This is a genomic window from Polymorphobacter megasporae (assembly GCF_018982885.2).
In the GTDB taxonomy this organism is placed as follows: domain Bacteria; phylum Pseudomonadota; class Alphaproteobacteria; order Sphingomonadales; family Sphingomonadaceae; genus Polymorphobacter_B; species Polymorphobacter_B megasporae.
Genome location: NZ_CP081848.1, coordinates 2,350,499 through 2,375,226, shown reverse-complemented (window position 1 = coordinate 2,375,226; position 24,728 = coordinate 2,350,499). Strand labels below are relative to the sequence as shown.

The 24,728-nt window shown below is 64.1% G+C and carries 20 protein-coding genes; 8 read left to right on the top strand and 12 right to left on the bottom strand.

The genetic code is table 11. From position 1 onward, the window contains the following. Positions 1–55: 55 nt before the first annotated feature. From KTC28_RS11205 to KTC28_RS11195, 3 genes are all read right to left on the bottom strand, one after another. The gene (locus KTC28_RS11205; protein ID WP_216710703.1) at positions 56–796 is read right to left on the bottom strand and encodes an SDR family NAD(P)-dependent oxidoreductase; all 741 of its coding nucleotides are present in this window, start codon (positions 794–796) and stop codon (positions 56–58) included. A gap of 198 nt (positions 797–994) precedes the next feature. Then, positions 995–2,074: an SPL family radical SAM protein gene (locus KTC28_RS11200; protein WP_216710704.1), complete on the bottom strand. Its 1,080-nt coding sequence runs from the start codon at positions 2,072–2,074 to the stop codon at positions 995–997. 102 nt (positions 2,075–2,176) lie between these two features. Beyond that, positions 2,177–3,067, bottom strand: coding sequence for a class I SAM-dependent methyltransferase (locus KTC28_RS11195; RefSeq protein WP_255601952.1), 891 nt, complete (start codon positions 3,065–3,067; stop codon positions 2,177–2,179). A gap of 273 nt (positions 3,068–3,340) precedes the next feature. Here KTC28_RS11195 and KTC28_RS11190 point away from each other — a divergent pair, with 273 nt between their 5' ends. Beyond that, positions 3,341–4,468 carry a sensor histidine kinase gene (locus tag KTC28_RS11190; RefSeq protein WP_216710705.1) on the top strand — a complete coding sequence of 376 codons (1,128 nt, stop codon included), beginning with the start codon at positions 3,341–3,343 and terminating at the stop codon, positions 4,466–4,468. After that, positions 4,465–5,196, top strand: a complete 732-nt coding sequence (locus tag KTC28_RS11185; protein ID WP_255601951.1) for a LytR/AlgR family response regulator transcription factor — start codon at positions 4,465–4,467, stop codon at positions 5,194–5,196. Before KTC28_RS11190 ends, KTC28_RS11185 begins: the two co-directional genes overlap by 4 nt. A 42-nt stretch (positions 5,197–5,238) precedes the next feature. Here KTC28_RS11185 and KTC28_RS11180 read toward each other — a convergent pair whose 3' ends face one another. After that, positions 5,239–5,568 (bottom strand): UrcA family protein, encoded by a 330-nt coding sequence (locus tag KTC28_RS11180; protein ID WP_216710706.1) that lies wholly within the window; start codon positions 5,566–5,568, stop codon positions 5,239–5,241. Continuing rightward, positions 5,565–5,855 carry a hypothetical protein gene (locus KTC28_RS11175; RefSeq protein ID WP_223132245.1) on the bottom strand — a complete coding sequence of 97 codons (291 nt, stop codon included), beginning with the start codon at positions 5,853–5,855 and terminating at the stop codon, positions 5,565–5,567. Before KTC28_RS11175 ends, KTC28_RS11180 begins: the two co-directional genes overlap by 4 nt. Before the next feature lie 226 nt (positions 5,856–6,081). Here KTC28_RS11175 and KTC28_RS11170 point away from each other — a divergent pair, with 226 nt between their 5' ends. Beyond that, entirely contained in the window at positions 6,082–6,942 is an 861-nt protein-coding gene (locus KTC28_RS11170; RefSeq protein WP_216710707.1) for an OmpA family protein, read from the top strand. Positions 6,943–7,041: 99 nt separating this feature from the next. Here KTC28_RS11170 and KTC28_RS11165 read toward each other — a convergent pair whose 3' ends face one another. Together KTC28_RS11165 and KTC28_RS11160 are read right to left on the bottom strand one after the other, a co-directional pair. After that, on the bottom strand, positions 7,042–8,640 hold the full coding sequence (locus KTC28_RS11165; protein ID WP_216710708.1) for a carboxylesterase/lipase family protein: 1,599 nt from the start codon (positions 8,638–8,640) through the stop codon (positions 7,042–7,044). 56 nt (positions 8,641–8,696) lie between these two features. After that, positions 8,697–10,484 carry a TonB-dependent receptor domain-containing protein gene (locus tag KTC28_RS11160; RefSeq protein ID WP_223132244.1) on the bottom strand — a complete coding sequence of 596 codons (1,788 nt, stop codon included), beginning with the start codon at positions 10,482–10,484 and terminating at the stop codon, positions 8,697–8,699. 121 nt (positions 10,485–10,605) lie between these two features. On the opposite strand from KTC28_RS11160, the gene KTC28_RS11155 reads away from it, so the two are divergent. Then, positions 10,606–11,439 (top strand): IS5 family transposase, encoded by an 834-nt coding sequence (locus tag KTC28_RS11155; RefSeq protein WP_216711713.1) that lies wholly within the window; start codon positions 10,606–10,608, stop codon positions 11,437–11,439. Here the strand turns inward: KTC28_RS11155 and KTC28_RS11150 are convergent. Both KTC28_RS11150 and KTC28_RS11145 read right to left on the bottom strand, forming a co-directional pair. Next, positions 11,428–12,597: a TonB-dependent receptor plug domain-containing protein gene (locus KTC28_RS11150; protein WP_223132243.1), complete on the bottom strand. Its 1,170-nt coding sequence runs from the start codon at positions 12,595–12,597 to the stop codon at positions 11,428–11,430. The two genes, KTC28_RS11155 and KTC28_RS11150, sit on opposite strands and share 12 nt — an antisense overlap. A gap of 233 nt (positions 12,598–12,830) precedes the next feature. Beyond that, a complete protein-coding gene (locus KTC28_RS11145) occupies positions 12,831–14,501 on the bottom strand; it encodes a phage tail sheath family protein (RefSeq protein WP_216711591.1) in 1,671 nt (556 codons plus the stop codon). A 293-nt stretch (positions 14,502–14,794) separates the two neighbouring features. On the opposite strand from KTC28_RS11145, the gene KTC28_RS22825 reads away from it, so the two are divergent. Further along, entirely contained in the window at positions 14,795–15,586 is a 792-nt protein-coding gene (locus tag KTC28_RS22825) for a PEPxxWA-CTERM sorting domain-containing protein (RefSeq protein ID WP_255601949.1), read from the top strand. A gap of 188 nt (positions 15,587–15,774) precedes the next feature. Here the strand turns inward: KTC28_RS22825 and KTC28_RS11135 are convergent, their stop codons facing one another. Next, the gene (locus KTC28_RS11135; RefSeq protein ID WP_216711592.1) at positions 15,775–16,014 is read right to left on the bottom strand and encodes an SgcJ/EcaC family oxidoreductase; all 240 of its coding nucleotides are present in this window, start codon (positions 16,012–16,014) and stop codon (positions 15,775–15,777) included. A gap of 553 nt (positions 16,015–16,567) precedes the next feature. Here KTC28_RS11135 and KTC28_RS22820 point away from each other — a divergent pair. Further along, positions 16,568–17,353: a PEPxxWA-CTERM sorting domain-containing protein gene (locus KTC28_RS22820; protein WP_255601947.1), complete on the top strand. Its 786-nt coding sequence runs from the start codon at positions 16,568–16,570 to the stop codon at positions 17,351–17,353. A 643-nt stretch (positions 17,354–17,996) separates the two neighbouring features. Then, positions 17,997–19,685 carry a DUF885 domain-containing protein gene (locus KTC28_RS11125; RefSeq protein WP_216711593.1) on the top strand — a complete coding sequence of 563 codons (1,689 nt, stop codon included), beginning with the start codon at positions 17,997–17,999 and terminating at the stop codon, positions 19,683–19,685. A 75-nt stretch (positions 19,686–19,760) separates the two neighbouring features. Here KTC28_RS11125 and KTC28_RS11120 read toward each other — a convergent pair whose 3' ends face one another. Both KTC28_RS11120 and KTC28_RS11115 read right to left on the bottom strand, forming a co-directional pair. After that, on the bottom strand, positions 19,761–21,563 hold the full coding sequence (locus tag KTC28_RS11120; protein ID WP_223132242.1) for a sensor domain-containing diguanylate cyclase: 1,803 nt from the start codon (positions 21,561–21,563) through the stop codon (positions 19,761–19,763). A gap of 370 nt (positions 21,564–21,933) precedes the next feature. Beyond that, complete coding sequence (locus KTC28_RS11115) at positions 21,934–23,013, bottom strand: IS630 family transposase (protein ID WP_216711703.1); 1,080 nt, start codon at positions 23,011–23,013, stop codon at positions 21,934–21,936. A 146-nt stretch (positions 23,014–23,159) separates the two neighbouring features. On the opposite strand from KTC28_RS11115, the gene KTC28_RS11110 reads away from it, so the two are divergent. After that, positions 23,160–24,578, top strand: coding sequence for an amidase (locus tag KTC28_RS11110; RefSeq protein WP_216710345.1), 1,419 nt, complete (start codon positions 23,160–23,162; stop codon positions 24,576–24,578). Positions 24,579–24,728: the final 150 nt, after the last annotated feature.

The following is a 24,728-nucleotide window of genomic DNA, read 5'->3' as shown; positions in this document are numbered from 1 at the left end:
CCGTGCTGCACCGCCGAACGCCCCGGTCCGCCGCCCAGCATTCTCACTCGGTGGATCAAGCGCTCCAGCCGCCGTCGATGTTGTATGTCGAACCGGTCACGAACGCGGCGTCGGGCGAAGCGAGGTAGGCGACCAGCGCCGCAACCTCCGCGGGCGTCCCATGACGTCGGATAGCGAGTGGGCTTCGGCTTGCTTCTGCGTTCGGGCCGGTCGCAGGATTGCGTTCGGTATCGATCGGACCGGGCTGGACGAGATTGGCGGTTATCCCGCGTTCGCCAAGGTCACGCGCCAAACCACGGGTCATCCCGCCGAGGGCGGATTTACTTGCGGCGTACAGCGTTCCGCCGGCACCGGGCATCCGATCGGCGACGATGCTGCCGATGGTGATGATCCGTCCCCCGGCCGTCATCATCGCTGCGGCTTTCTTGGCGGCGAGGAACGGCGCGCGGACGTTGATCGCGAACGTGCGATCGAAGGCGTCGTCGGCATAGGCATCGAGCGGGCCGACAATCGCCGTTCCGGCAACGCTCACGAGGATGTCGAGGCGGCCGAACTCGGCAAACGCCTTATCCATTGCCGCGTTCAGCGCGACCGGGTCGCTCGCATCGGCCTGTATCAGCAGAACGGTGCCACCGTGCGCGCGAAGCTCGCTTGCCAGCGCTTCGGCCTCGTTGGCCCGGCTCAGATAGATGATGGCGACCGACGCTCCGTCTGCAACCATCCGGCGGCTGACACCCGCCCCGATGCCCCTCGCCCCACCGACAACCACGGCGACTTTATCGATCAGCGACGCCATCTAATTTTCCCTTTGGAGCAGGCGGTTCGTCGCCGTGCGCGAAAGCGCGAGGTCGAGAAGCTTGAGGGGACGAAAATTCCGCGGACGAGGCGACGGCAGGCAGCTTTGGCCGAATGCAGGCTTATCGTACAGCGGCGACTGCGGGCCCGTCATGCCGATGCGCCCGATCGGCATGCGTGCCTGGCGCGAAGGCGTTCCTCAGGTCCAGTAGAGTATGCGCGCCGCAGGTAGCCGGGCCGCGATCTCGGCCTCGAAGAAGCCGCGCAGTTCGCGCATCCTCGCGGTGTCGTAGACGTGCTTGATCCCGCCGAACTTGGTGCGTTTCTCGGCGCGCCCCGCGGTACTCATGTCGAGCGCCGAGCCGGGGTACCAGTTGTCGAGGACCGCCTTCGAACCCGCCGTATAGCGATGCGTGATCAGCTCGACGGTCAGGTCCAGCCCCGGCAAATCATTCAGCGCCGCAGCGATGTCGGCGATCAAGTCGCCGTATGCCGCACGCCAGCCGTCGGCGGCGATGATCGGGGCGATGGTCAGACCGATCTTGTAGCCGGCCTCCCCCATCCGCCGCAGCGCCGCGATCCTTGCCCTGACCGTGCTGGTGCCACCCTCGAAGCGCGCATAGCTGGCGGGGTTGAGCGATGCGCGCATCCGGGTCCGGCCGTTGTGCTCGAGCGCAAGCAGGGGCTCGACCGCATCGAACTTGCTGGTGAAGCGAAGCTGGACGTCGGCGTCCCAAGCGCCGAAATGCGCGACCAGCGCCGACAGCGAGCCCGTCAGATGCTCGATCGCGAGCGGGTCGGTATAGCAGGACGCTTCGTAGGTCGTGCCCTCGTGCGCGCGGGTCCGTGACCGTGATGTCACCTTGCCCTGCCCGAGATAGGCCGGCAGTGCCGCAAAGATCTCCGGCAGGTTCGCATAGGTGCGCGTGATCGGCGGCCCCTTGAGCGAGCCGGCGAGGTAACAATAGCTGCAATGCGCCGGGCAACCCTCGGCGAGGTCGACGCGCCAGTCGGCCGACGGCGCGATCGGCTGGAGGCGCAGCTTCCCGGGCGGCGCGACCACAACGGCGAGAGTGGACTTGGCGGCCGCATAGCTGTCGTCGGCGGGGAGCATCAGGCGGTCGCCGGTCAGCTCGACGATCGGCAGACCGAGACCCGCGGCGCGTTCGGCGATCGATCGTCCGTGGTCCCACGCCAGCGCGCTTCGGGTGATCAGGACACGCTTCGGCCGCCACAGCCGCGGCGTCGGCGCAAGGTCGGGGTCGGGAGCATCGGCCATACCGGTTCAACCTTCGCCGCCGCGCGTCGGCCCGCGCCCACGACGTCGCACGCCTGCAGCGATGCCCCGACGGCAAAAACGATATGACGTGATCGCGCCTGGTCAACCGACTTTCTTGAACTTGAGCACGAAACTGTCGGCTTCGCCGATCGCCTGGTATTTGACGCGGTCCTTGTCACCGAGCGCGTAGGTGGGGGGCAGCGTCCAGACACCGTGCGGGTAATCCGCCGTGTCCCTCGGGTTTGCGCCAATCTCCGACGTGCCAACAAGACGGAAACCGGCCTTTTCGACCAGCGCGATCGCATAGTCCTGCCGGATATAGCCAGTACGCGCCTGGGGGTCTTGCGGCAGCTTGGCGTTCCCGCGGTGATCCTCGATCCCGAGAATGCCGCCCGGCTTGAGCGCGCGGTGGATCGACCGCAGCATCTGCTGCACGTCGAGGTTCATCGACGGATTGATCCAGTTATGGAGGTTACGGAAGGTCAGCACCACGTCGGCCGTGCCCGGCGACGCGAGCTCGATATGCTTCTGGCCGAACAAAGCATATTCGACCCGGCCATAGGCGGCGGGATTGGTGTCGAGCCGCCCGGCAAACTTCGGGCCAAGCGCGAAGTTCTGCCCCTCCGGCTCGCCATTGGGGACATCTACGGCGAGGGTCAGCTTGCCGTGGTCGTGCAGGTACGGCGCCAGCATTTCAGTCCAGTAGCCGCCGCCCGGCCAGATCTCGATGACCGAGGAACTGGGCGTGACGCCGAAAAAGCGCAACTCCTCGACCGGATGGCGGGCGCTGTCGCGCGCGACAAAGTCCGGTGATCGGTTGGCGACCTTCGTGGCCTGCTCGAGCGTCAGGTTCTCGGCGACCACCGGCGCGGCAAGAAGCCCGGCCATGGCTGCAGACATGCCGAGCCGAGCAAGCCAACGGCGGACGCGGCGCCTGCTGGGCGTGACCGCTCGCGAGAATGCGGGCACTTCGATGACGGGATCTGCAGACATTCAGACGGCTCCTTGCGGCTGGGACGTGACGGACGGACCGGTCTGGCGTGGGCACCGGGAGGGCGAATTGACGACCGACCTCGACAGGACCGCGATCACCGACGCGAACAGCGCATAAAGGGTCGCGGGATGAGGGCGGGGCCGGATCACGGATGCTCGACTGCCCAGCGTCAGCGGCACTGGATACGATCGGTCGACGAAGGCGGGATTCCGCTCGACCAACCTCGGCGCGTTCGCTGGGGTTCAGGCGGCGTTGCGCCTATGTTGGCACGGATGATCGCAGCACCGAACGCATCCAGCGAAGAGCCCTCGCGCCGCTGGTCGAGCGCAGTCTTTGCGCTGTCGACCGCGTCCGGTGCGTGGCTGCTCTATCTCGCCGTCGTGATCCTGCGGTGCATCGTCTACGGCTTCAAACATCCGACGATGCTGATCGAACGGCACGCGCTGACCGCGCTCGTCGCGATTGGCATGGCGGCGCTGCTCTACCTTTTGCTCAGCCGGATCGAGAACGCGCCCATGCGGCGACGTCTGGCCGCCGCGTTGCTCGGGGCGGCACCGCCCGCGCTGTTACTGTCCTTTATCAACTACAACGTCATGTACGTCTTCGTCCCCCAGGCATTCCGCGATGCCATGGGCGTTGACGTGCATCTCAGCCTGTTGGGTGAAGTGCTGTCGTCCGCGATCGAGAATTACTTCGTCTTCGCTGCCTGGGCCGCGCTTTACACTGCCGTATCGCATGCGGTGCAGACGCAGGATCTGCTGCGCCGCGCGGCGACATCCGAGGCGGCGGCGCGATCCGCCGAACTGCGCGCTCTGCGCTACCAGCTCGACCCGCATTTCCTGTTCAATGCGCTCAACACGGTCTCGGGCCTGATGCTGAGCGGGGACGTGCCGGGTGCGGATCGGACGATCGAGGCCCTGTCCTCGTTTCTGCGCGCGACGCTCGCAGTGGACGCCTCGGCGGATATCAGCCTGACCGATGAACTTCAGTTGCAGCAGCTCTACCTGCAGATCGAGCAGGTGCGCTTCGGCGACCGGCTGGCCGTCGAGGTGTCGGTGCCCGAACCGCTGGGCAACGCGATGGTGCCCGCCCTGCTGTTGCAGCCGATCGTCGAGAACAGCATCCGCCACGCCGTTGCCCGCTCGACCAAGCCCGTCCACATTGCCGTGGCCGCGCAGGTGACCGGCGAAACGCTTGTCATCACCGTTGCAAATGACGGCCCCGACGGACGGGCGACAGGAGGGCACGGTCTCGGTCTCGCCAACGTGTCTTCCCGCCTGGCGCTCCGCTACGACGGCAAGGCCGGGTGTGAGTATCGCCAGTCCAGCGACGGCGGCTTCGTGACGCGGATCACGCTGCCGCTGCGTTTCGGCCAGCCGAGCCGGGCGCTCGCCGCGTGAGCGACGCCGTCCTGCGCACCTTGATCGTCGATGACGAGGCGGTGGCGCGCGAACGGATGAAGCTGCAATGCGCCGGGGTCGACGGGGTCGAGGTGGTGGGCACGGCCGGTGACGGCCACGCCGCGCTCGAGGCCATCGCCGCCCTGTCACCCGACCTCGTGCTGCTCGATATCGCCATGCCGGGCCTGGACGGAATCGCGGTCGCCGAAGCGATCGGCCGCCTGGCGAACCGTCCCGCGATCGTTTTCTGCACCGCTTATGATCGACACGCGCTCGAAGCGTTCGAGGTCTCCGCAATTGACTATTTGTTGAAGCCGGTCTCGCGCGACCGTCTCGGCCGTGCGGTCGACAAGGCGCGGCTGTTTCGCTCCGGTCCCGCGACGGTCATCGAGCGGCGATGGCTCGATGAGCTGTGGGTGCCGCATCGCGGCGCGATGATCCGGATCGCGACCGACGACCTCGACCGGATCGAGGCTGAGCGCGATTACGTTCGACTTTGGATCGGGGCGGCCAGCTACTTGCTGCTCGATGCCATCACCCGCATCGAGGGCAGGCTGAACCCGGAGACATTCATCCGGCTGCGTCGATCGGTGATCGTGCGCCGCGATTTCATCGCGAGCATTCGCCACGAAGGCGCGGGCGTCTGGAGTGCGCAGTTGGTCAACGGCGCAGCGGTCAGGGTCGGGCCGACCTACCTCGCCGATCTGAAAGCGTCGCTCAAGGCGTAGTCGACGCGCCGCGAACGCTTGCCGCGGCGCGCCGGAGTGACGTCAGGATGCAGCGGCTTCGGGACTGCGGGGCTCGGCGTTGGCCGCGGCGATCAGGCAATCGGCCTGGGCACGGCCGTGCTTTCGCGCCTTGGCCATGGCGATCTTCGCGCCATTCACGGGCGTGTCGATTTGATCGCGCGTGCCACCGCTCAGCCTGATGATCGTGGCGTCGATCCGGCTGCGCAGCGTCGCTGCGCCCAGCGGGTCGCTGAGATTGAGATCACCGTAATGCACGATCGCCTGTGGCGCTTCGACGGCCGCCGAAGGCAAACCGGCGATCGCACCGGACGCCGGTACGACGGCGAGAAAGAGGGCAAGTATAGTCTTCATGTTTCGTCTCCAATCGGGATCACTCGAAAGACGCCAATCAGCATCTCCGTCGCCGGCCTGGGCTTTCTCGTTCGGAGACGCAGCATCACATCGACGAACCCTTTATTCCGATCTTCAAACCGGTTGATCTGCGGCGTGTCGGCGTCGGCTATAGCAAGGCATTCCCCGTCAGCGGGAAACGTCACTGGTGGCGTAATCGCGCATCGGTCCGGCACACGTCGCAACCGCTCGCCGTACCTTCCGGTCTCCCTGTCGGCTTCACCGGCGACTTTGCGCTGGCTGTTCATCTGGCAGCAAGTTTGGCGAGACCAACCCTAGGGGCACTGTGCCGTTGGGGTCCTCGTGTCCGCCGCGGCGCATGGCGTGAAGCGACGCAGGACGGGCCGATGTTTCGGGTCGTATCGGCGGGGAGGCGTGGGGGGATTTCGTGACCGGTTGCTTAGCCCATTTCACCGCGCCGAAGCCGCGAGGCGTCAGCGCAGGACGAACCGTTTTTGCTGAAGGAGATGCTTGATGAGCGCCATTTCAAAGAGTTCCAGTGTCCTTTTTCTATTGACCGCATTCACCACCGCGGTACCGACGATTTCCTTTGCCCAGCAGACCGCGCCAGCGGCTGACCTCGCGGTGAAGATGACAACCTCGCCGCCGTCGAGGGGCCCCGATCTCAAGGGCATCATCTCCGCGCGCAGTGGTGACCAGATCCAGATCTCGGCCGCCGACGGGACCAAGACGGTCGTCGGTATCAACGCCGATACCAAGGTCCGGGCCAGCAAGGGCTTTCTCAGTCTCGGGCGCAGCACGCTTGCCGCGAATTCGCTGCTCAACGGCTTGCCGGTCACGGTCAGGACAATGCATGCCGGCGATGCGCTCGTCGCGGACCAGATCAATCTGCGAAACAACGACTACAAGATCGCCAGCATGATCCGCAACGGTACCGACCAGGGCTTCGACGAGCAGACGGCGTCGACCGGGGCATTGCGCGGGCGCGTCGCCGATATCGGCCAGTACAACATCAAGGGCACGACGAACGTGAACTTCGACACCGGCAAGACGGTGCTGTCGGCACAGGGCCGCGCCGATCTTTGCGCCGCCGCCGCCAAGGCGGACAGTATGAAGAACGCCTTCATACTTGTCGTCGGTTATACGGATTCGACGGGAGGCGAGGATTATAACCAGCGCTTGAGCGAGAAGCGGGCGAACCGCGTCGTCAATTATGTTCAGCAGGCCTGCGGCTGGAAACCATATCGCATGCTTAGCCCCACCGGAATGGCGAAGGCCGACCCGCTGGCGAGCAACGACAGCGTCGAAGGCAAGGCACAGAACCGCCGCGTTGCCGTCAACATCCTCGTCAGCAAAGGTCTCGATGGGCTGTAAGCGGCTCGGGGCAGGTCCGCCTGCCCCGTACCCGTCGGCCTAGGGTCGCTGGCCAAGCAGCCGTCGCTTGAGCGTCGGCTTCCACGGTGGCTTATCCGGTCAGTCCCGCGGTGCCCCGCCGGGCGCGAACGGGCGTGCCTGCGCGCGGAAGAAATCGAACTTCCGGCTATCTGGCCACGCCGCGACGCCAGCAGTCGTGCCGAGTTCGGCAAGCATCGGCTTGGCCGGATCGTAGCGCGGCCATTCAAGCGCCGGGGTCGTCGGATTGCCCGAGCGGGCGAACGCGACCAACGACGCGGTCATCGCGTGGCTAAAGTCACGGTCGGCTGCCGTCCACTCACGGGTGTGGCGGAAGCGGTTGAAGCTATCGAGCGTGCCGAGCCAGAACGGAACCTCCGACGTGTGATACGCCCCCGCCGTCGCCGGATCGAGATCGGAGAAGGTCACCCCCGCCGCGTAGGTATGGCTCCGGGAAAATTCGTAGCTGAAGACGGGGCTGTGTCCGTGCGTCGCCTGTGCGGCGGCCCACGCGCCCATGCTCGACGCCATCGTGCTGTCGCGATCGGCCGTCCGCGCAGCGGCGCGCGCCTGTTCGTCGGTCGTCGCCGGATAAAGCGCGAGGAAGTCATCGGCATGCGCGCCAAAGCGCGCGGCTGCCTTCGCCCGGTAGTCGGCGAGATCCTTGACCGGCCCGATACCGCCAAACGATTCGTCGTGGGTGAAGCCGAGGATCAGCGGCACGTCATTCTGCGCCGACTTGGCAAAGATATGCTCGATCGTGTCGGGCAGGACATAGCCATCCTGGTTCGGCCCGACCCCCGGCCCGCCGGAGACGCGCGGGACGACGATCCGGTCGGCAGGCATGGCGCGCAAGTCGGCGAGGCTGGCGCCCTTGAGGACGTGCTCGAGCTTGACCCCCTCCTGCTCGGCGGCGGCGAGCGTCGGCATCGGGATGACCCCGCCGATCTGGGCCCCGCTCATGCCGACGGCGCGCTGGAACAGACCCTTGGCAAGCGGGCTCGCCTGGAGGGTCAGGACCGACATCGATCCCGCCGACTGGCCGGCGATGGTGACGTTGTCGGGGTCGCCGCCGAACGCCGCGATGTTGCGCTTGACCCATTTCAACGCGGCGATCTGGTCGAGGAAGCCGTAGTCTCCCGATGTCTTGTGTGGCGATTCAGCCGACAATTCGGGAAGCGCCATAAAGCCCAGCGGGCCGACGCGGTAATTGAAATTGACGAAGACGGCGCCGGCCTCCGCGACCGCTTCGCCGCCGTACAACGCCATGCTCGATGAGCCGATGTAAAACCCGCCGCCGTAGATGAAGACGATCACGGGTGCTTTTTTCAGACCGGGTTTCGCCCAGACGTTCAAGTACAGGCAGTCTTCGCTCGTCACCTCGGCCCCGGAATACTGGTTCGCTTGAAGCCCGCGCTGCTGCTGCATGCACTGCGGCGCGAGGCGATCGGCGTGATAGACCCCGGTCCATGGTGTAACCGGCTGCGGGTCGCGCCAGCGCAGGTCGCGAACCGGCGGTGCCGCATAAGGAATGCCGCTGAAGGCGCGCACGCCTGATGGCAGCTGGGTGCCCTCGATGCGACCGGCGGCAACCGCGACGGTCGGATCAGCCGGACCTGCCGCCCCGGCCGCGGTGGCGAGGCTTAGGCACGCCGTGGCAAGCAAGAGTGAAACGCGCATGGCATCCTCCATCGGCCCCGGCGGTCCGCCCGGGGCTGCGGTCGGCGCGGCGTGGTTCAGAGCGCGAAGCGGATACCGCCCTTGAAGGTGCGCCCGAGCAGATCGTAATAGGCACTCCCGGTTGCCGGTAGCGGCGGGTCGCGATCGAACAGGTTGTCGATGTTGAAATAGACGACGATGTTCTTCGACGTCGGCAGCTTGTAGCGCAGCCCGATGTCGAGATAGGCGGCGGCATGGATATGATTGTCGGTAATGCTCGTCGCCAGCGCGGGGTTGTATCCGGCCTGGTCGGGTCCGAACAATCCGTTGTTCTGGTACGACGGTGAGACGTAGCGGACGTTGCCGTTGAACCCGAGCGCGCCGACTTCGTAGTCGAGGGTCAGGTTGAGCAGCCACTTCGGCAGCCCCGCCGGTCCGCCGAACGCAGCACCGGTTTGGCCGGCGCGATCGATGCCGTTCGGGAACAGCGTCGAGACGTCGGTCGACGACTTGAAGGTGAGAACATGGGTCGCGAGAAGGTTGAGGTTGACGACCCCGGGCAGTCCCACCTCGGCGAGCGGCTGGCGATAGCTTGCCTGGAGATCGAGGCCGGTCGTCTTGAACTCGGCAACGTTCGCCGTAACGCCCTGGACGCCGGTCATCTGCCCGCTGACATTATTATTATCGGCAAAACTGATCAGCGAACAGAATGAATTGCCCGAGTAGACCCCGCCGATGAAGCAGTTGTTGACGACGCCCTGCGTGCTGGTCGACGTGATCGCGTCGCTGATCCGGATGTTATAGTAATCGACCGAGAAATGCACCTTGTTGAAGAAGCTCGGCTGATACGTGGCGCCGATCGTCTGGGTGATCGACTTTTCGGGCTTGAGGTTGGGATTGCCGCCGGTGAAGAAGCCGGCCGCATTTGTCGGGCGCGCAACCCCCGGACGAGGATCGGTCGGCAGCGGCAGCGACGGGGTCTGCGGCGTGTACAGCTCGATCAGGTTGGGCGCGCGGATGTCGCGTGACCGGGTCGTGCGGAACAACAGGCCGTCGACGACTTCCCACGTCAGCCCGGCTTTCCACGTCACGACGCTGCCCGACGTACTATAATTGGTGAACCGCGCTGCGCCGTTGAAATCTATCTTGCGCGCGAACCACGTATCGCGGGCGAGCGGCACGATCGTCTCGGCGTACCCTTCGACGATGTTCTGGCTGACCGTCGGCAGCGCCAGCCCGGCAGTGGTCAGCCATGCCCCGGACTGCGACAGCGGGTCGGACACCAGCCGGACCGACTCCCGGCGATATTCGACACCGCCCCCGACCGAAACCGGACCTGCCCAAGTCGAAAACGGTTCGCCCTGAAGGTTCGCCGCGACATCGTGCAGGACGGTCTTGCCCGATCCGGTGGCGGTGCCGAGAATATAGCTGGCGGCGGACGAGGACACGTTGGGGGTGCCAAGGATATTGATCGGGACGCATCCCGCGGCACCGCTGCGGCAGACGATCTGGCCGTTGACCCGCACCGCATCGAGCGCATTACGGAAGTTCGTGTTGTTGAAATCGTTGAAGATCGACACGTGCGACGTGTTCTGGCCGAACAGATACGACGCATCCCATTTCCATGATCCGCCGAAATTCCCCTGCACCCCGGTCTGGACGCGGATGAGCTCGTCGTTGATCTGGCGGACGTTGGGGCCGAACCCCTGCCCCGAATAACCGACCGACAGACCCGCTGCCGGGACCTGAGCGAGCTGGGCGGGGGTCAGCGCCTGCGCGAGATACGGATTGTCCTTGGCGATCGTCAGCGCCGGCCCTGCCCCGGCACCGTCGCGGCGGATCAGGATGATGCCCGTCGTCGTCACGTTCGAGTAAAGCGGCGTGACATAAACGGTGACGCGGTCACTAAGAGCCTGAACGAAAAGTAGTTGAGCGATACCAGTAGGTTGTGATTCACCGTCGTTGTCGAGACGATAGGAGAAGAACTTGCCTTGGACTGATACCGCTCGCCGTCAGCATATGCGCAAGGGGGGGCGCTATCCAAGCGATTTACGGGATGCGGAATGGGCGTTGATCGAGCCGCTGTTTCCGGCAGCCCGCAGCGGCGGGCGTCGTCGCACGACCTGCCTTCGGGCGGTGATGGATGCGATCATGTATATTGCGTCGAGCGGTTGCGCCTGGCGGATGCTGCCCAAATGCTTTCCGGCGACGTCGACAGTGCGCGGCTATTTCTACAGCTGGCGGGATAGTGGGCTGCTGACGACAATCAACCACTTGCTGGTAATGGCAGCACGCGAACAGGCCGGCCGCGAGGCCTCACCCAGTGCTGGCGTTATCGACAGCCAATCGGTCAAAACAACGGAAAGCGGCGGAATTTGCGGCTATGACGCCGGCAAGAAGGTGAAGGGCCGCAAACGCCATATCATCACCGATACCTGCGGCTTTCTGGTGTTTATCCTGGTCCATGCCGCCGACATTCAGGACCGCGACGGCGCTGTCGATGTCCTCAAAGCCATCCGTTTCCGTTTCCCGTTCCTGCGCCATGTGTTTGCCGATGGTGGCTATGCCGGTGACAAACTCAAGGCCGCGCTTGAAGGCCATGGCAGCTGGACCCTCGAAATCATCAAGCGCTCCGATACCGCCAAGGGCTTTGTGCTTTTGCCCCGCCGTTGGGTTGTCGAGCGGACCTTCGCGTGGCTGGGCCGCTGCCGACGTCTCGCCAAAGACTGGGAGCGATCCATCGAAAGCGCCACGGCATGGGCAACCATCGCCAGCATCCGAATGCTCACACGCAGAATCGCAAGGCTCTCAACTCATTGATGTACTTTTGAATCGGGCTCTAAGGTCGTACGACAGCTTGCCCATCGCGTTGTACCGCGTCTGCGCCGGGTGAAGTTGTTGCGGATTTAGGTTGTTGATGCCCGCCGCAGTATTGGCCGCGAGCGCTGCCGGGGTGAAAAAGTCGAGGCTGGAGGTCAGGTTGCTCAGGCCGGGCGCGAACGCGGTCGTCGTGACGCCGCCGCTTGCGGTCGGCACGAAGGCGAGGCCTTTGAGAGCGCCGTTCGACAGGATCAGCCCGCCGCTCGTCGCCGTGCCGAAGTAATTGCCGTTCGGCCCGAGGACCGTGCTCGGCGTGCCGGTCGGGCGGTTGGTGATGACGATGCCGTTATACTGCGTCCGCCCCCAGTCGCGCACGGTGTTGTAATAACCGGTGCCGCCGTCATCGTTGTATTCGAAGCCGGCGACGACATGCCCGCGACCGTTGGCGAAGGTCGTACCCGCAGCGAGTGTGACGAACCTGTCCTTGGCGTCGCCGTAGCGGGTTGCGCCGTACTGAGCCGAACCCTTGAGGCCCTCGAAGTGATCGTCGAGCTGGAAGTTGATGACGCCGGCGACGGCATCGGAGCCGTAGGCGGCTGATGCACCGCCGGTGACGACGTCCGAATTACGGATCAGCACGGTCGGAATGACGTTGAGGTCGGTCGACCCTGCCGACGTCGCGAGACCCGGGACGATCGTCTGCGGCAACCGCGCACGATCGAGCAGCACCAGCGTTCGCGTCGGCCCGAGGCCGCGAAGGTCGGCAAGGAACGCGCCCGAATTGCCGAGGCCGCCGGCGTTGGGCGACACGGCCGCGCGGAACGATGGCACCTTGTTCAGTGCATCGCCGATACTGGTCAGCGCGCGGTCCTGGACGAATTCCTGGCTGACCACTGTCGTCGGCGTCGGCGACGTGAACCCGTCGCGCGAAAGGCGCGACGACGTGATGACAATGTCCTGCGGCTCGGTCGCCGTGTCTGCCGGTGTCGCGGTCGATGCCAAAGCGGGTGTTGCGCTGGCAACCATCGCTTGCTGAGCCGACGCGGAACCGGCGATGAAGACGCCGGACACGGTCAGGAGCAGTGCCGAGTGCAACGACAGTCGCGCCGACGGCATCTCCAAGTCGCGGATGCATGACGTCAATCGTTTTTCGAGCATCGGAATTCTCCCCCAAGAGCCGCTTACCGCAGTCAAATTTTGGTCTGACCAATCGTTAGACCGGTCGCCGAGGGGATGACCAATTGATTTTACCATTGTTCGAGCATCAATTTTATTGATGCAACGTCACGTCGATGACGACTTTGGGAGATTGAACCTTGAACCGCGAAGGTTAGCTCTCGCGCCAGCGGTTTGCCGGGGTAATGCTAAGGCAGCGAAGGCGGCCTGTGTGCCTAAGTCGGTTGCGCAGTGGCCTGTTCGATCCGGATGATCACGAACTCCGCCGGCCGGGTCGGGGCGACGCCGACGACGATCCTGACGATACCTTGTTGCATGTCGGCCTGCGAGGTCGTCGTTGCGTCGCACTGGACGAAGAAGGCCGCTCCCGGGGTCGCGCCGCTGAACGCGCCGGCGACGAAGAGGCCCTGCAGGACTGTGTCGATCTCCATCCGGATCTGACTCCATAGCGCCGCATCGTTGGGCTCGAAGACGACCCATTTTAGGTTTTGAGACAGCGACCGCTCGATGTGGTCGACGAGCCGGCGGACGCTGATGTACTTCCAATCACTCCCGAATTCGTCGGCCCCGGCCATTGTCCGTGCCCCCCAGCACAGCGGCCCGTGATTGGGAAAATTGCGCAGGACGTTGATGCCGGCGCTATTCAACAAGCCATTCGCGGCGTCGTCGACCTTCAGGGAAATTTGAACGCCGGCCAGGGTGGCCTCGATCCCCGCGGGGGCTTTCCAGACCCCGATAGCAGCGTCCGTGCGTGCGATGAGCCCGGCGATCGTTCCCGACGGACCGACGATGCGGCTGCGCCCGCCGTCAAGCGGGTCCGGCATCTGTAAGGTCGGCGCGTAGGTCGCACTGCCGAAGCTGCTCCCAGACAAGAAGCCGGCGGCTTTCATCGCGGCTGGCAGATCGCGCAGCTGAACGAGCGTGGTCATCATCGCTGCCGGAATGTCGAACAGGTAGATCGCATGCGAGGCAATGCAGAACGCATTCGCGGCGTCGAACACGATCTTGGCAGCATCGGCCGGCAGATCGATCGTATCGGGGATGCACAGCATGTCGAAATCGTCGGACGCGATGGCCGTCAACTGGTCCAGCCAGCCGGGCTCGCGCGCGGCGCAGGTGGCGGAGGGGTCGAGGTCGGCGATCGTCGGCAGCGCACCGTCGACACCGCCGGTCAGCGCGACCCAAATCTCCAAGGGTGTCGACGCCGCATCGCCGCCGGTCGCAGCCGGATACGCCCCCGCGGCGATAGGCGATCCTGCCACGGAGAGCGATATGAGCGACGACCGTCCGTTGACCACTTCGAGGGCGTTGCCGACCGCGCCCGGCGTCAGCGTCAGCCCGCGATAGTCTTCGCGGGTCAATGACACCGTTGTGCCCCCCGCGTCGGCGGTCTCGCTGACGGCGAGGCTGAAGGTTCCGCCCGGATCAATCGCGATGAAGACGCGAAGCGCGTTGCCCCAGCCGCCGGGGTTTGCCGCGGCGACGATCAATTTCGCGTCGGTGTCGCCTTCGACGTTGGCGACAGCCGGTCGCCCGGCATGATCAGCCGCATCGATCGACTGGGGTGCGGTTATGGAAGCCGAGGGCGGTATCGGAAATGCCGTCGCGGCAAGCCGGGCATCGGTGACCAGGCGGACGATCAAAGCATCTGCGCCGCCGTTTGCGAAGAATTGATGGACGGCATAGGCCGCCTCGCTCTCCCGGTGCAGGCCGCCGAATTCGGCCTCGAATTGGGCCAAGCCGTCGATCCAAGTGGCGCGCCCCACCGGACCGCGCGGAAACCAGCCGACGAACGCCGCCGTCGATTTCGGCACAGCCGTGACACCGGCTGCGCTGCTCGACACCTCGGATACATAGACCCCCGGGTATGTGACGGTGACCGGCACGACAGTTCCCCTTGCAGACGTTTGGCATGTCCGATGGGGCATGCGGGAGCCGCATCTGTCGCCAAGGCGGCGGCTTCTGACCAGACCCCATGGGCAGGCCAGCGCGAGGTGGAGCCGCTCTGACGGGGAGAACGTGGCCGAACGCAATCACCGCCGTGCGTGCTCGCAACAGTACGCCATCAGACAATCGGTGCAATTCTAAACAATCTTGAGACAAGATTAATTATCTGTTAATTGGCCCTCGAATCAGCAGCTTGCATCGTGTGAAGCTAGCTTGAAGGGGGATCGTTCCGATGAAGACTTATCTAACTCTGGCACTTGCCGGTAGCATCGTCTCGGCGACCGCCGCCCAGGCGACCAACGTCGTTCACGTCACCCCGGCGAACATGCAGGGCTGGAGCGACGTCACGAGCGAAAGCGGCGGTGGCGGCAACGCCGAAATCACCGGCGACGCATACGACGGCAATGGCTCGGTCGCTGCCCACGGCGACCGTGACCGCTTTGTCCTCGGCGGCGAGTTCGGCCTGTACGGCAATCCGAATACCGACGGTGGCGTGAATAATCTCGGCACGTTGTCGAACTTCACCAACTTGAGCTTCAGCTACAAGGTCGATTCAATGTCGACGAGCTCGATCAATCCGCTTTACGGTCCGGCGCTTCGCATCGTGTTCTGGCAGGGCAATGTCAAAGACGAGCTTGTTTTCGAGCAGGCCTATCAGGCCGGCGGGTACGGCGCGGCGGCGCCGAAAGGCACGTGGAACGTCACCAACACCAATTCCACTTTCTACCTGAAGAGCAACGGCAACGAGAATAACGAGAAGACGCTGGCGCAGTGGGTGGCGAGCAACAATCTCGGCGGCGCGACCGTCGGCGGCGTTTATGTCGGTGTCGGCAGCGGCGCCGGGTCGGGCGTGTTCGTCCACTACGACGACATCATCGCCGGTGCGAACGAGTATAAGTTCGACCTGTCCGCCGCAGCCGCTGCGGTTCCCGAGCCGGCGACGTGGGCGATGATGATCGGCGGTTTCGGCTTCGTCGGCGCCAGCATGCGCCGCCGCTCGGGCCGCCCTGCCCGCGCTGCCTGACGCGCAGCACCCGCAATGCCGTCGAGCAAGACGGCGTTGCGGGTGGTCGCTGCAGCGCTGACCTGCCAGAGCCGCGGTCTGAGGGCTTTCAGGACAAGGCTTCGGTCAGCTGCCGCTAGCGACGGCCCCGAAACGATGCGCACTCAGCAATCGCGCTAATTGCATCGGGATATCGACGTTCTACCGGGTCAGGATGCGATTTCGTGATCGTGCCAAGCCCGGTCGTACGTTTGCCGAGCCTCGGCAATCTCCTTGGGTCCAGTAAGCACTGTGCCGTCAAAAGCGATAAATCGCGCGTCATCGGCAAAGGCCGCGGCGAGCCAGTCGGCATCGACTGCCTGCCACGCGTCGGTGCGTTCCCCGAACAGCTTTGCGACATCACGCTCGACCGACGAGCCCTCGCGATCGGCTCCATCTTGCTCGGCCAATCGATGCTGTCGAGGGCAAGTCGGATTTGATCGGGTGGAAACTCGGTCTTCACCGGCTCGGCAACGGCTTGATGTTCACGCAGCTTGCTCGGTGTCGTCCCGAATGCTTTTCGAAAGCTGCGTAACAGGGCGGCCTGATCACGAAAGCCGTAGCGCGCGGCGAGCTCGACCAGAGTGCTCTTGTTGAGCGGGTTGCACATCGCGCGATGCACCGCGAGGCGGTCGTCGACCAGGCGGGTCTAGTGACAGAGACCAGCCGCATGACCCAGAATCCCGGTGAGCTACGCCAGACGTCCCATATGTGCGGTTTAGCGCCGAAATCGACATTTATGGCCATTTGGTAAGCTGGCGATTTGTCGCCGGCCTATATATGGCCATTCCAGAGGGCATTTAAGAGCTGGTTCGAATAAATCGGCTCAAGGGTAGGTTGCAGAATTCCTTTCGTGACGGGGTTCTAAGATTTTCATAGAAATAACGAGGGTTGATGATGACGAGGCGGAGTCTAATCGTAGGGACGTGCGCATGTGTGTTCGGCCTAGGGGCGCCTCACGCCGTGGACGCAAGCACGGTGCTGACGTTCCAGGTGAACGTAACTCGCATCTCGGATTTTGATCGGCACCTCCAGCAGGACGGCACGTATCAAACGAACTCGTCGCAATCCGACTATTTTACCAGCTTCACCCAGCAGATCGTGGTTGCTGATTTCGCTTTCAGGTATAATCAATTCGAGATTCCCGACTTTCTGATCTCCGAAGGTCAGTCCGCCAGCCCGCTGATTTCCATGCTTGGCAATCCCGTCCGCGATAGTCTGCTCCAGGGCATCACCAACCCGCAGAATGGTAGCTTCGCCGAGGCCAGTTTTGGATCGTCGGACAGTCAGTTCGCCTTTAATCCCACCGGCAGCCACCACGATGGTGCCGACTTTACCTCGGTAGAGCAGTGGACGGTGTCGACCAATTCCGCTCAGGCCCAATCGAGCGCCGAGCAGAAGCTCCAGACCTACTTCAGTTATGGCAATGACTACGATAAGGTCCTGGGCGTGCCGCCTTTCGTCGTCCGTACCCCGGCGCAGTTTCTGACGTCCTTGGCGGGCTTGCAGTTCTCGTTCTCGACCGAATTCACCAGCGACAGCTATCAGTCAGTATTGAACGAGGAGGGTTATTTTACGACCCTCTACGACAACACCTATCAGCACGGGCTGTCAGGCTCGGCGACGCTCGTTTCGATCGCGGCGGCCGTCCCCGAGCCGGCCAGCTGGGGGCTGATGATCGCCGGCTTCGGTCTTGTCGGCGGGGCAATGCGCGCCCGCGCCACCGGCGTCCGCTACACGACCGCCTAGCCATCGCACCGGCGAGCCGCGGGTTCCCCACCTGCGGCTCGCCATTGCCCCAACGAACCGAGAGCAAAGCTGTTATCAGCAATTCGCCCCCCCCAAGTGGAATAGCCGACTTTGGGGGGGAAGCAGCCGACACGCGCCTCGACACAAACCGCTGTCCTACACCCCGTCCACTGGACTAGCCTGCCCCCGTCGCCACCGGGCGGCGCTTGTTCTTTCTCATTACTGGCCCGCGACAAGTCGACACGTTCACGGAGGAGGCGAAGACGGCTTCAACCCTCCAAAAACGTCAACTCTGTCAACTTAAGCAATGCGGAGAACCGTGTTACGAGCGCCCCGGAGCGCGGGTTCGCAACGACAGAAACGTCAACTCTGTCAACTTAACGCCCTAGCGCCCGGTAAAGAGCACGAGCCGATCACCATGATGGAAGCCAAGCGGCGCCGCAGTCGTGGGGAACATGGTGCACGTTCCCGCTAACGCGCTGCGTGGCGACGCCACCGCGGCGCGGCCATGGCTCAAGGCCGCCGTCGGCACGACGCTCAGATTGGCCTTCCCGCAACCCGGCTTCGGTCGCTCGTTTATCCCTCGCTTTTGCTTCTCGGAAATCTCGGGCATGCCTCGACGGGGCAAGGCACGAGGCGAGATATGCGACAGCTGATCTGGGCGATGACGGTCACCGCACTCGCGTCGGCAACCTGCTCGCAAGCAGCTCCCACGCAATCCCCTGTTGCCGCCCAAGCGGACGCTGGGCACGCCGCCCTTATCACGCTCTTCGCCGACTGGCGCGCCTTCGTCCAACCCGACATTCGCGCCGGCGTCCCCGCTTACAGTGCTTCGGCGATGGCGCGGAAGGCTGCAGACCTGCCCCGGTTCCGCGCTCGCCTCAACGCGATCGCGACCACCGGCTGGCCTGCCGCCGACACCAATGATTGGCGGTTGATCGAGGCCGAGATGAACGGCTTCAATTTCTATTTGCGTGTGCTGCAGCCATGGGCGCGCGATCCCGGCTTCTACCAGACCGTGTTCGGTGAGGAGAGCGACGTTCCCGCGCACGAAGGGCCGTCAGCCAGCCCGGCGATCGACCTGTTCAAGTTCACTTATCCGCTGTCGCGCGCGGACGATCGCAAGCTGACCGAACTGCTCGGCGGCGTGGCGGCGACGCTGACGGCCGCGCGCGTCAACCTCGCTGTCAGCAACGCCGCCGATCTGTGGCGCTACGGCGATCGCGCCTTTCGCGAGCAGAGCGAGGTGCTCGCCGCGCTCGATCGCGGCGATCTCAAGATGCGGACCTTTTCGGGCGAGCAAGCCGCGTCGCTCGCCGGTGCCAGCCCGGCACTGCGCAAGGCGGTGCGCGACGCGAAGGCGGCCACCGACAGCTTCGCCGACTGGATCGCCGCCGAGGCCCCGAAGAAGACTGGCCCCTCGGGCGTCGGCAAGGCGAACTACGACTGGTACGTCGCGCACGTCGATCTATCGCCCTACACCTGGGACCAGCAGGTGACGCTCCTCCAGCGTGAACTCGATCGCGCGCTGACGTCGCTGCGGCTCGAGGAGGTGCGTAACCGCAATCTGTCGCCGATCACACCGATCGACGACGCGGCAGCCTATCGTCAGATGGCCGAGGCCAAGACCGCTAAATTCAACGACTTTCTCGTCGCGACCGGCCTCGTCCCGGACCAGCCGTATTTCCGCAAGGCGATGGCAGCGCAGACGAGTAGCTATGCTGCCCCCGGCCCCGACCGCAACTTCTTCGCCAATGTCACCGCGCTCGATCCGTTGCCGCTGCTGTCACATTCGACGCACTGGATTGAGCTGGCCCGCCTGCGCTTCGAGCCGCGCGCGAGGACGATCCGACAGACGCCGCCGCTGTTCAATATCTTCTCTGATCGCTCCGAAGGCTTTGCGACCGCGATGGAGGAGATCGTCATGCAGGCGGGGCTGTACGACGACATCCCGCACGGCCGCGAACTCGTCTGGATCATGCTCGCCAATCGCGCCGCGCGCGGACTCGCCTCGCTGCATGTGCAGGCCAATGAGATCGACCTTGCCGGCGCCGGGCGCTTCCACGCCGAGTGGACACCGCGCCATTGGTCGAACCCGCAGAGCAAGCTCGTCGGTTTCGAGCAGCTCCTCTACCTGCGCCAGCCCGGCTACGGCCCGAGCTACGTCATCGGCAAGATCCAGCTGGATCATCTCTTGGCGCGCGCCTCGCATGAGGTCGAGGTGGAGGGTAAGCCGTTCGTGCTGAAGGACGTTTTCGCCCGTATAATGGCAGCTGGCATCCTGCCGCCTACACTTATCGAAGACGAGATGTACGCCCCAATCGAGAAGTAGGTCTGGCGCTCAATCAAACGGCTACTCGGACGGCTTCGTGGCAGCCCAAAGATGGGTCTTCGGTAAGGCGACGGGTCAACCCGAAGCCTGCAACCGGACGATCTGCGGCGATGCCAACTCGGTTCGACCACTTTCGGTCACGGATGATGCGATTTCCATTCGATCGCGACCGAGCCGCTTGGCTTTGAACAGAGCGCGATCGGCCTCCAGCACCAACGTGCTCATCGGCCTGTCTCCGCCCGCCGACCACGTGTCGATGCCAAACGACATTGTCACCGGGCCAAGCTTGGAGCCCTGATGAAGGACCGTCAGCTCGCGGACGGCCATGCGGAGCGCCTCCACACGTTCCTGGACGAGCGTGGAAGACGCGCCCGGGGCAATTACGGTGAACTCCTCTCCGCCGTAACGGCAGACGATGTCACCCGTCCGAAAGTGCGACTGGATAAGGCCAGCAACTGCGGCCAGCAGGATATCTCCGGCCTCATGGCCATAACCGTCGTTGAACCGTTTGAAATGATCGACGTCGCACATGACGATCGACAGCGGCGCGCCGTTTCGCTCCGCGCGGCCCGATTCAAGCGCCAAGGCTTCTTCCATGTAGCGCCGATTGAACAGCTTGGTCAGCGGATCGCGGATCGATTGCTCGCGCAAGCGTGAGCGCAAATTGTCGTTGACCAGCGCCAGCGCGACACTTTCCATAAGCGCATCCAGACGGAAGCGTTGCTCGCCTTCGATCCGCCCCTCGATATAAATCAGCCCCAACACCTCGCCGCCTGCGAGAATTGGCTCGCAACGGCGCTCGGCCGCACAATCTGCCACGTGAGCGCAGACGATGTCTGCGCCCGGATCCTCGATCAGGTGCGTCTTTCCACGCCGCAGCCCCCAGCAATCGCCCGGAGGGAACATCTCCGGCGAGGATTGCAGATCGCCCCAACTCGATATTCGAAAAAGCATATTGCGTGAGTGGTTGTGCACATAGAGAGCCCCAGCAACGCCGGGCAGCAATCGCGGCATAAACGTGCCGAGGACCACGGAAAGTTCACCGTCAGCCTGGATTGCTTGAAGCCTCTGTGCCATTTCGCTCAGCATCTCGACGGATTGCTGACGCGCTTCCTGCGTGTCGATTGCATTCACCAGCCGAGCCGCCATGTCGTTGTAGGCCGAGGCTAACCGCCTAAACTCGACACTTCGGACGATCGTGGACGCGCGAGCACTCCGGTCGCCCGCGCCAAAGCGCGTCACCACGTCGAGCAGGTTTGCCAGCGGCCGTGATATCCCGGTGCGGATGAGCCATGCGACGCCGCCGATCAGCAGCACCAGAACTGGGAAGCCATAGACGAGCAGCGCCCTCGCCTGTTGAACTTCGTTCCTGGCATTGTACGTTCGAACAGCGAGAAGTCGGCGTTCTTCGTTCCGCATCGCCGCAATCTGCTGGACGATTGTCGACATCAACGCTTTGGCACGGAGGCGGGCGCCGACGTCAGTATTCGTGCCCAGCGGATTTGCCCGCGTCCGTTGCGCCGCGCGCCCCATGAGGTCGACCTTCTCGCCGGCGGCACGCGCGAGTTGGATCGCGCGTTCCTCCTGAACCGAATTGTCGCGGACGAGGGAGATCAGCGCGGCAGTCGATGCGCTCACGTCTGCTAATTCGACATCAAAACCCGCGAGATAACCTGGGTCGCGGGTCAACAAAAATCCGCGCAGACCTGACTCCGCCTTGCTTAGCCGCAGTTCGATGCCGTCGAGGCTCGTGATAACCTCTTGAGTGTGCCCGACCCAGTCGAAGGCATCCTGAGATCGCGAACTGCTTTGCAGGAGAGTCACACCGAAGAACAGCGCCGTGCAAGCTGCTAAAGCAGCAACACCGTAGATGCGCACTCTGAGTGAGCCAAATATGCTCACGCTCACATCTTGCCATCAGACTGGGAAGCATGCCGTCCGGTAGGTTCAATAGTGATCATACTTACCAACAACTTTACGCAACACCCTCAACTCAATAGCACGTGTATGTGTAACAGATTAAGATTGCGGCACATGCTCGCGGAAAGATCCGCGTTAACTCCTTTTCTTTCGGGGGTCGGCTTTTGGATGCAGCCAAGCCGCTCTTCCCGTGCGCTCGAGCGGTTTTTGACCGGCAGATTCGTCTAAGCACAGATCACGAGCAGCCGTCATTCGCATGGTGCTATTTCTGAGCGGATATTCATCAACAGAGGCGACGTGTAACCCATCACCCACGGCAAGCGAGCAGCTAGTGGACTGATTCTAACGTTTGGTGCCCGCGTCTGACGGCGGCGATGATTTCGTTTGGATCGGCGCGCCAGACGAAGGGACGCGGTTCCTGATTGTGCTCCTTGATGAAGCGGTTGATGGCGGCCTGGAGGTCGACGACGGAGCAGAAGACGCCATTCTTCAGGCGCCGGCGGGTCAGCTTGGCAAAGAAGCCCTCTACGGCGTTGAGCCACGAACACGACGTCGGCACGAAGTGGAACGTCCAGCGCGGATGCCGGCCGAGCCAGGCGCGGACCTTGGGCTGTTTGTGTGTGGCGTAATTGTCGAGGATGACGTGGACGGCCTTGTCGGCGGGCAACTCGGCCTCGACGGCGTTCAGGAAGCGGATGAACTCCTGGTGCCGATGGCGCTGCATGTTGCGCCCGATCACCGAGCCGTCGAGCACGTTCAGCGCCGCGAACAAGGTCGTCGTCCCGTTGCGCTTGTAGTCGTGGGTCATGGTCGCACCGCGGCCGCGCTTGAGCGGCAGCCCCGGCTGGGTACGGTCGAGCGCCTGGATCTGGCTCTTCTCGTCCACCGACAGCACGATCGCGTGTGCCGGCGGCGAGACATAGAGGCCGACCACGTCGTGCAGCTTCTCGGCAAACGCCTTGTCGTTGGACAGCTTGAAGCTCCGCCAGCGGTGCGGTGCCAGGCCATGGTCGTGCCAGATCTTCACAACCGAGGACGCAGCGATGCCGACCGCCTTGGCCATCGCACGGACCGTCCAGTGCGTCGCTTCATGGTCGGGGCGTTCAAGGGTCAGGGCCACGATCCTGTCGACGAGCCCCGCCTCGAGCGGAGCGATGCCCGGCGGGCGGGTCTTGTCGCGCAGCAAACCATCGACACCTTGGGCCATGAAGCGTTCCTGCCAGCGCCACACGCAGGTCTTCGACTTGCCGGCCGCCGCCATGATCGCGAGCGTTCCCAGCCCTTGATCCGTGAGCAGAATGATCCGTGCACGCCAGACATGCTTCTGCGGCGAACCCCGCGCCGAGACAATCGCTTCAAGCCGAGCCCTGTCTGAGGCCGTGACCTCGATCCTGATACCAGTGCGCATCCAACAACGTCGCACGTCCGACCGGCGCCGGGAATCCCCAACAGGACTCGTCCGTCTCGTTCAATCCACTAGCTCCGGCGGATCGATCGCGCTACCGGAAGTCAACAGGCGCAAAGCCACTTCAATTAGAGTTCTGGGGACCGATCATGAACGACCTGTTGAGCCATGATGCGCTGGGTCAGGCCGAGCTCATCGCTAACGGCAAAACCAGCCCCGCTGAGCTCCTCGAAGCGGTCATCGCGCGGGCCGAGGCGACCAATCCGGCGCTCAACTTCATTGCGCAGCCGTTGTTCGATCGGGCGCGGCACGCCGCTACCGGATCGTTCAGCGGCCCGTTCGCCGGCGTGCCGTTCCTCGTCAAGGACCTGCATATGCATATCGCAGGCGAACGCTCGGGCGAGGGCAGCCGGCTGTGGAGCGACTATCGGCCGACTTATTCGTCGACCTTGTACGAGCGCTTCGTCGCGGCGGGCCTGAACACGTTCGGCAAGACCACTACGCCCGAGCTCGGCTTGACCGTGACCACCGAGTCCAGGGCTACAGGGCTGACGCGCAATCCCTGGAATCATGCCCACAGCGCCGGCGGCTCGAGCGGCGGCGCGGCGGTGGCAGTCGCGGCGGGGGTGGTCCCGATTGCGCATGCGTCGGATGGTGGGGGTTCGATCCGCTGCCCCGCATCGGCATGCGGTGTGTTCGGGTTGAAGCCGTCACGCGGCCGCGTGCCCGTCGGTCCGCGCCTTACCGAAAGCTGGCTCGGCATGACGGTCAACCACGCGGTCAGCCGTACCGTTCGCGACAGCGCGGCATTACTCGACGCCGTCCACGGCATGGAGGCTGGCAGCCGTTATACCGCCCCGGAACCCGAGGGCAGCTTCCTCAACAATGTCACGCGTGAGCCCGGCCGATTGCGCATCGCACTGATGCTCGAGCCGCTGTCGGGCAGCCCGGTCGATCCGGACGTTCTCGCGGCAACGCTCGATGCGGCAAAGCTGCTCGAAAGCCTCGGCCATCAGGTCGAGGAGGCCGCGCCGACGCTGTCGAATGACGAGCTCGGCGCCGCGATGACCGCAGTCGTTGGTGCATGCACCGCTGCCGACATTGCCGCCCGCCTGCACGCGTTGGGACGCGATGATGCGGGCGATGACATCGAGACGATCCCGCAAATGTGGGTGCACATCGGCAAGCAGACCACTGCCCTTCAGCTGATTGCGGCAAACGAAGCCTATCAGCGTGCCGCGATCGTCATGGCCGAATTCCAGACCACCTACGACATCATCCTGTCGCCGGTGTTCGCGCAGCCGCCGATCGAACTCGGCCGCATCGACTTGTCGCCGCCCGATCTGGCCGAATGGACGCGCACGTTGCTCGGCTATAGCCCGTTCACTGCGCTGGCGAACCAGACCGGCCAGCCAGCGATGTCGCTGCCGCTGGGCATGAGCCGGAGCGGGTTGCCGATCGGGGTCATGGCGACGGCACGGTATGGGGACGAGGCGCTGCTATTTCGCCTCGCCGGACAGATCGAGCGCGCAGCTCCCTGGGCCGGAAAGCGGCCACCGCTGCCGTGACCTGACGGGCCGTGTCGTGACCGACCGCTTCCCGGACCCGCTTGAACGATCGGTGCCTGCCCCGCGGCAAATCTGGCGGCACCGTCTTCACGGTTGCCACGGCACGGCTCCCCTCCGGCATCGCCGATTCCGCTGGATCGAGCCCCTACA

What these genes read in the sequence shown, in the direction of transcription:
- KTC28_RS11205 (WP_216710703.1), bottom strand. Translation starts at nt 796, where the DNA reads ATGGCGTCGCTGATCGATAAAGTCGCCGTGGTTGTCGGTGGGGCGAGG.
- KTC28_RS11200 (WP_216710704.1), bottom strand. Translation starts at nt 2,074, where the DNA reads ATGGCCGATGCTCCCGACCCCGACCTTGCGCCGACGCCGCGGCTGTGG.
- KTC28_RS11195 (WP_255601952.1), bottom strand. Translation starts at nt 3,067, where the DNA reads ATGTCTGCAGATCCCGTCATCGAAGTGCCCGCATTCTCGCGAGCGGTC.
- KTC28_RS11190 (WP_216710705.1), top strand. Translation starts at nt 3,341, where the DNA reads ATGATCGCAGCACCGAACGCATCCAGCGAAGAGCCCTCGCGCCGCTGG.
- KTC28_RS11180 (WP_216710706.1), bottom strand. Translation starts at nt 5,568, where the DNA reads ATGAAGACTATACTTGCCCTCTTTCTCGCCGTCGTACCGGCGTCCGGT.
- KTC28_RS11175 (WP_223132245.1), bottom strand. Translation starts at nt 5,855, where the DNA reads ATGAACAGCCAGCGCAAAGTCGCCGGTGAAGCCGACAGGGAGACCGGA.
- KTC28_RS11170 (WP_216710707.1), top strand. Translation starts at nt 6,082, where the DNA reads ATGAGCGCCATTTCAAAGAGTTCCAGTGTCCTTTTTCTATTGACCGCA.
- KTC28_RS11165 (WP_216710708.1), bottom strand. Translation starts at nt 8,640, where the DNA reads ATGCGCGTTTCACTCTTGCTTGCCACGGCGTGCCTAAGCCTCGCCACC.
- KTC28_RS11150 (WP_223132243.1), bottom strand. Translation starts at nt 12,597, where the DNA reads ATGCTCGAAAAACGATTGACGTCATGCATCCGCGACTTGGAGATGCCG.
- KTC28_RS22825 (WP_255601949.1), top strand. Translation starts at nt 14,795, where the DNA reads ATGAAGACTTATCTAACTCTGGCACTTGCCGGTAGCATCGTCTCGGCG.
- KTC28_RS11125 (WP_216711593.1), top strand. Translation starts at nt 17,997, where the DNA reads ATGCGACAGCTGATCTGGGCGATGACGGTCACCGCACTCGCGTCGGCA.
- KTC28_RS11115 (WP_216711703.1), bottom strand. Translation starts at nt 23,013, where the DNA reads ATGCGCACTGGTATCAGGATCGAGGTCACGGCCTCAGACAGGGCTCGG.
- KTC28_RS11110 (WP_216710345.1), top strand. Translation starts at nt 23,160, where the DNA reads ATGAACGACCTGTTGAGCCATGATGCGCTGGGTCAGGCCGAGCTCATC.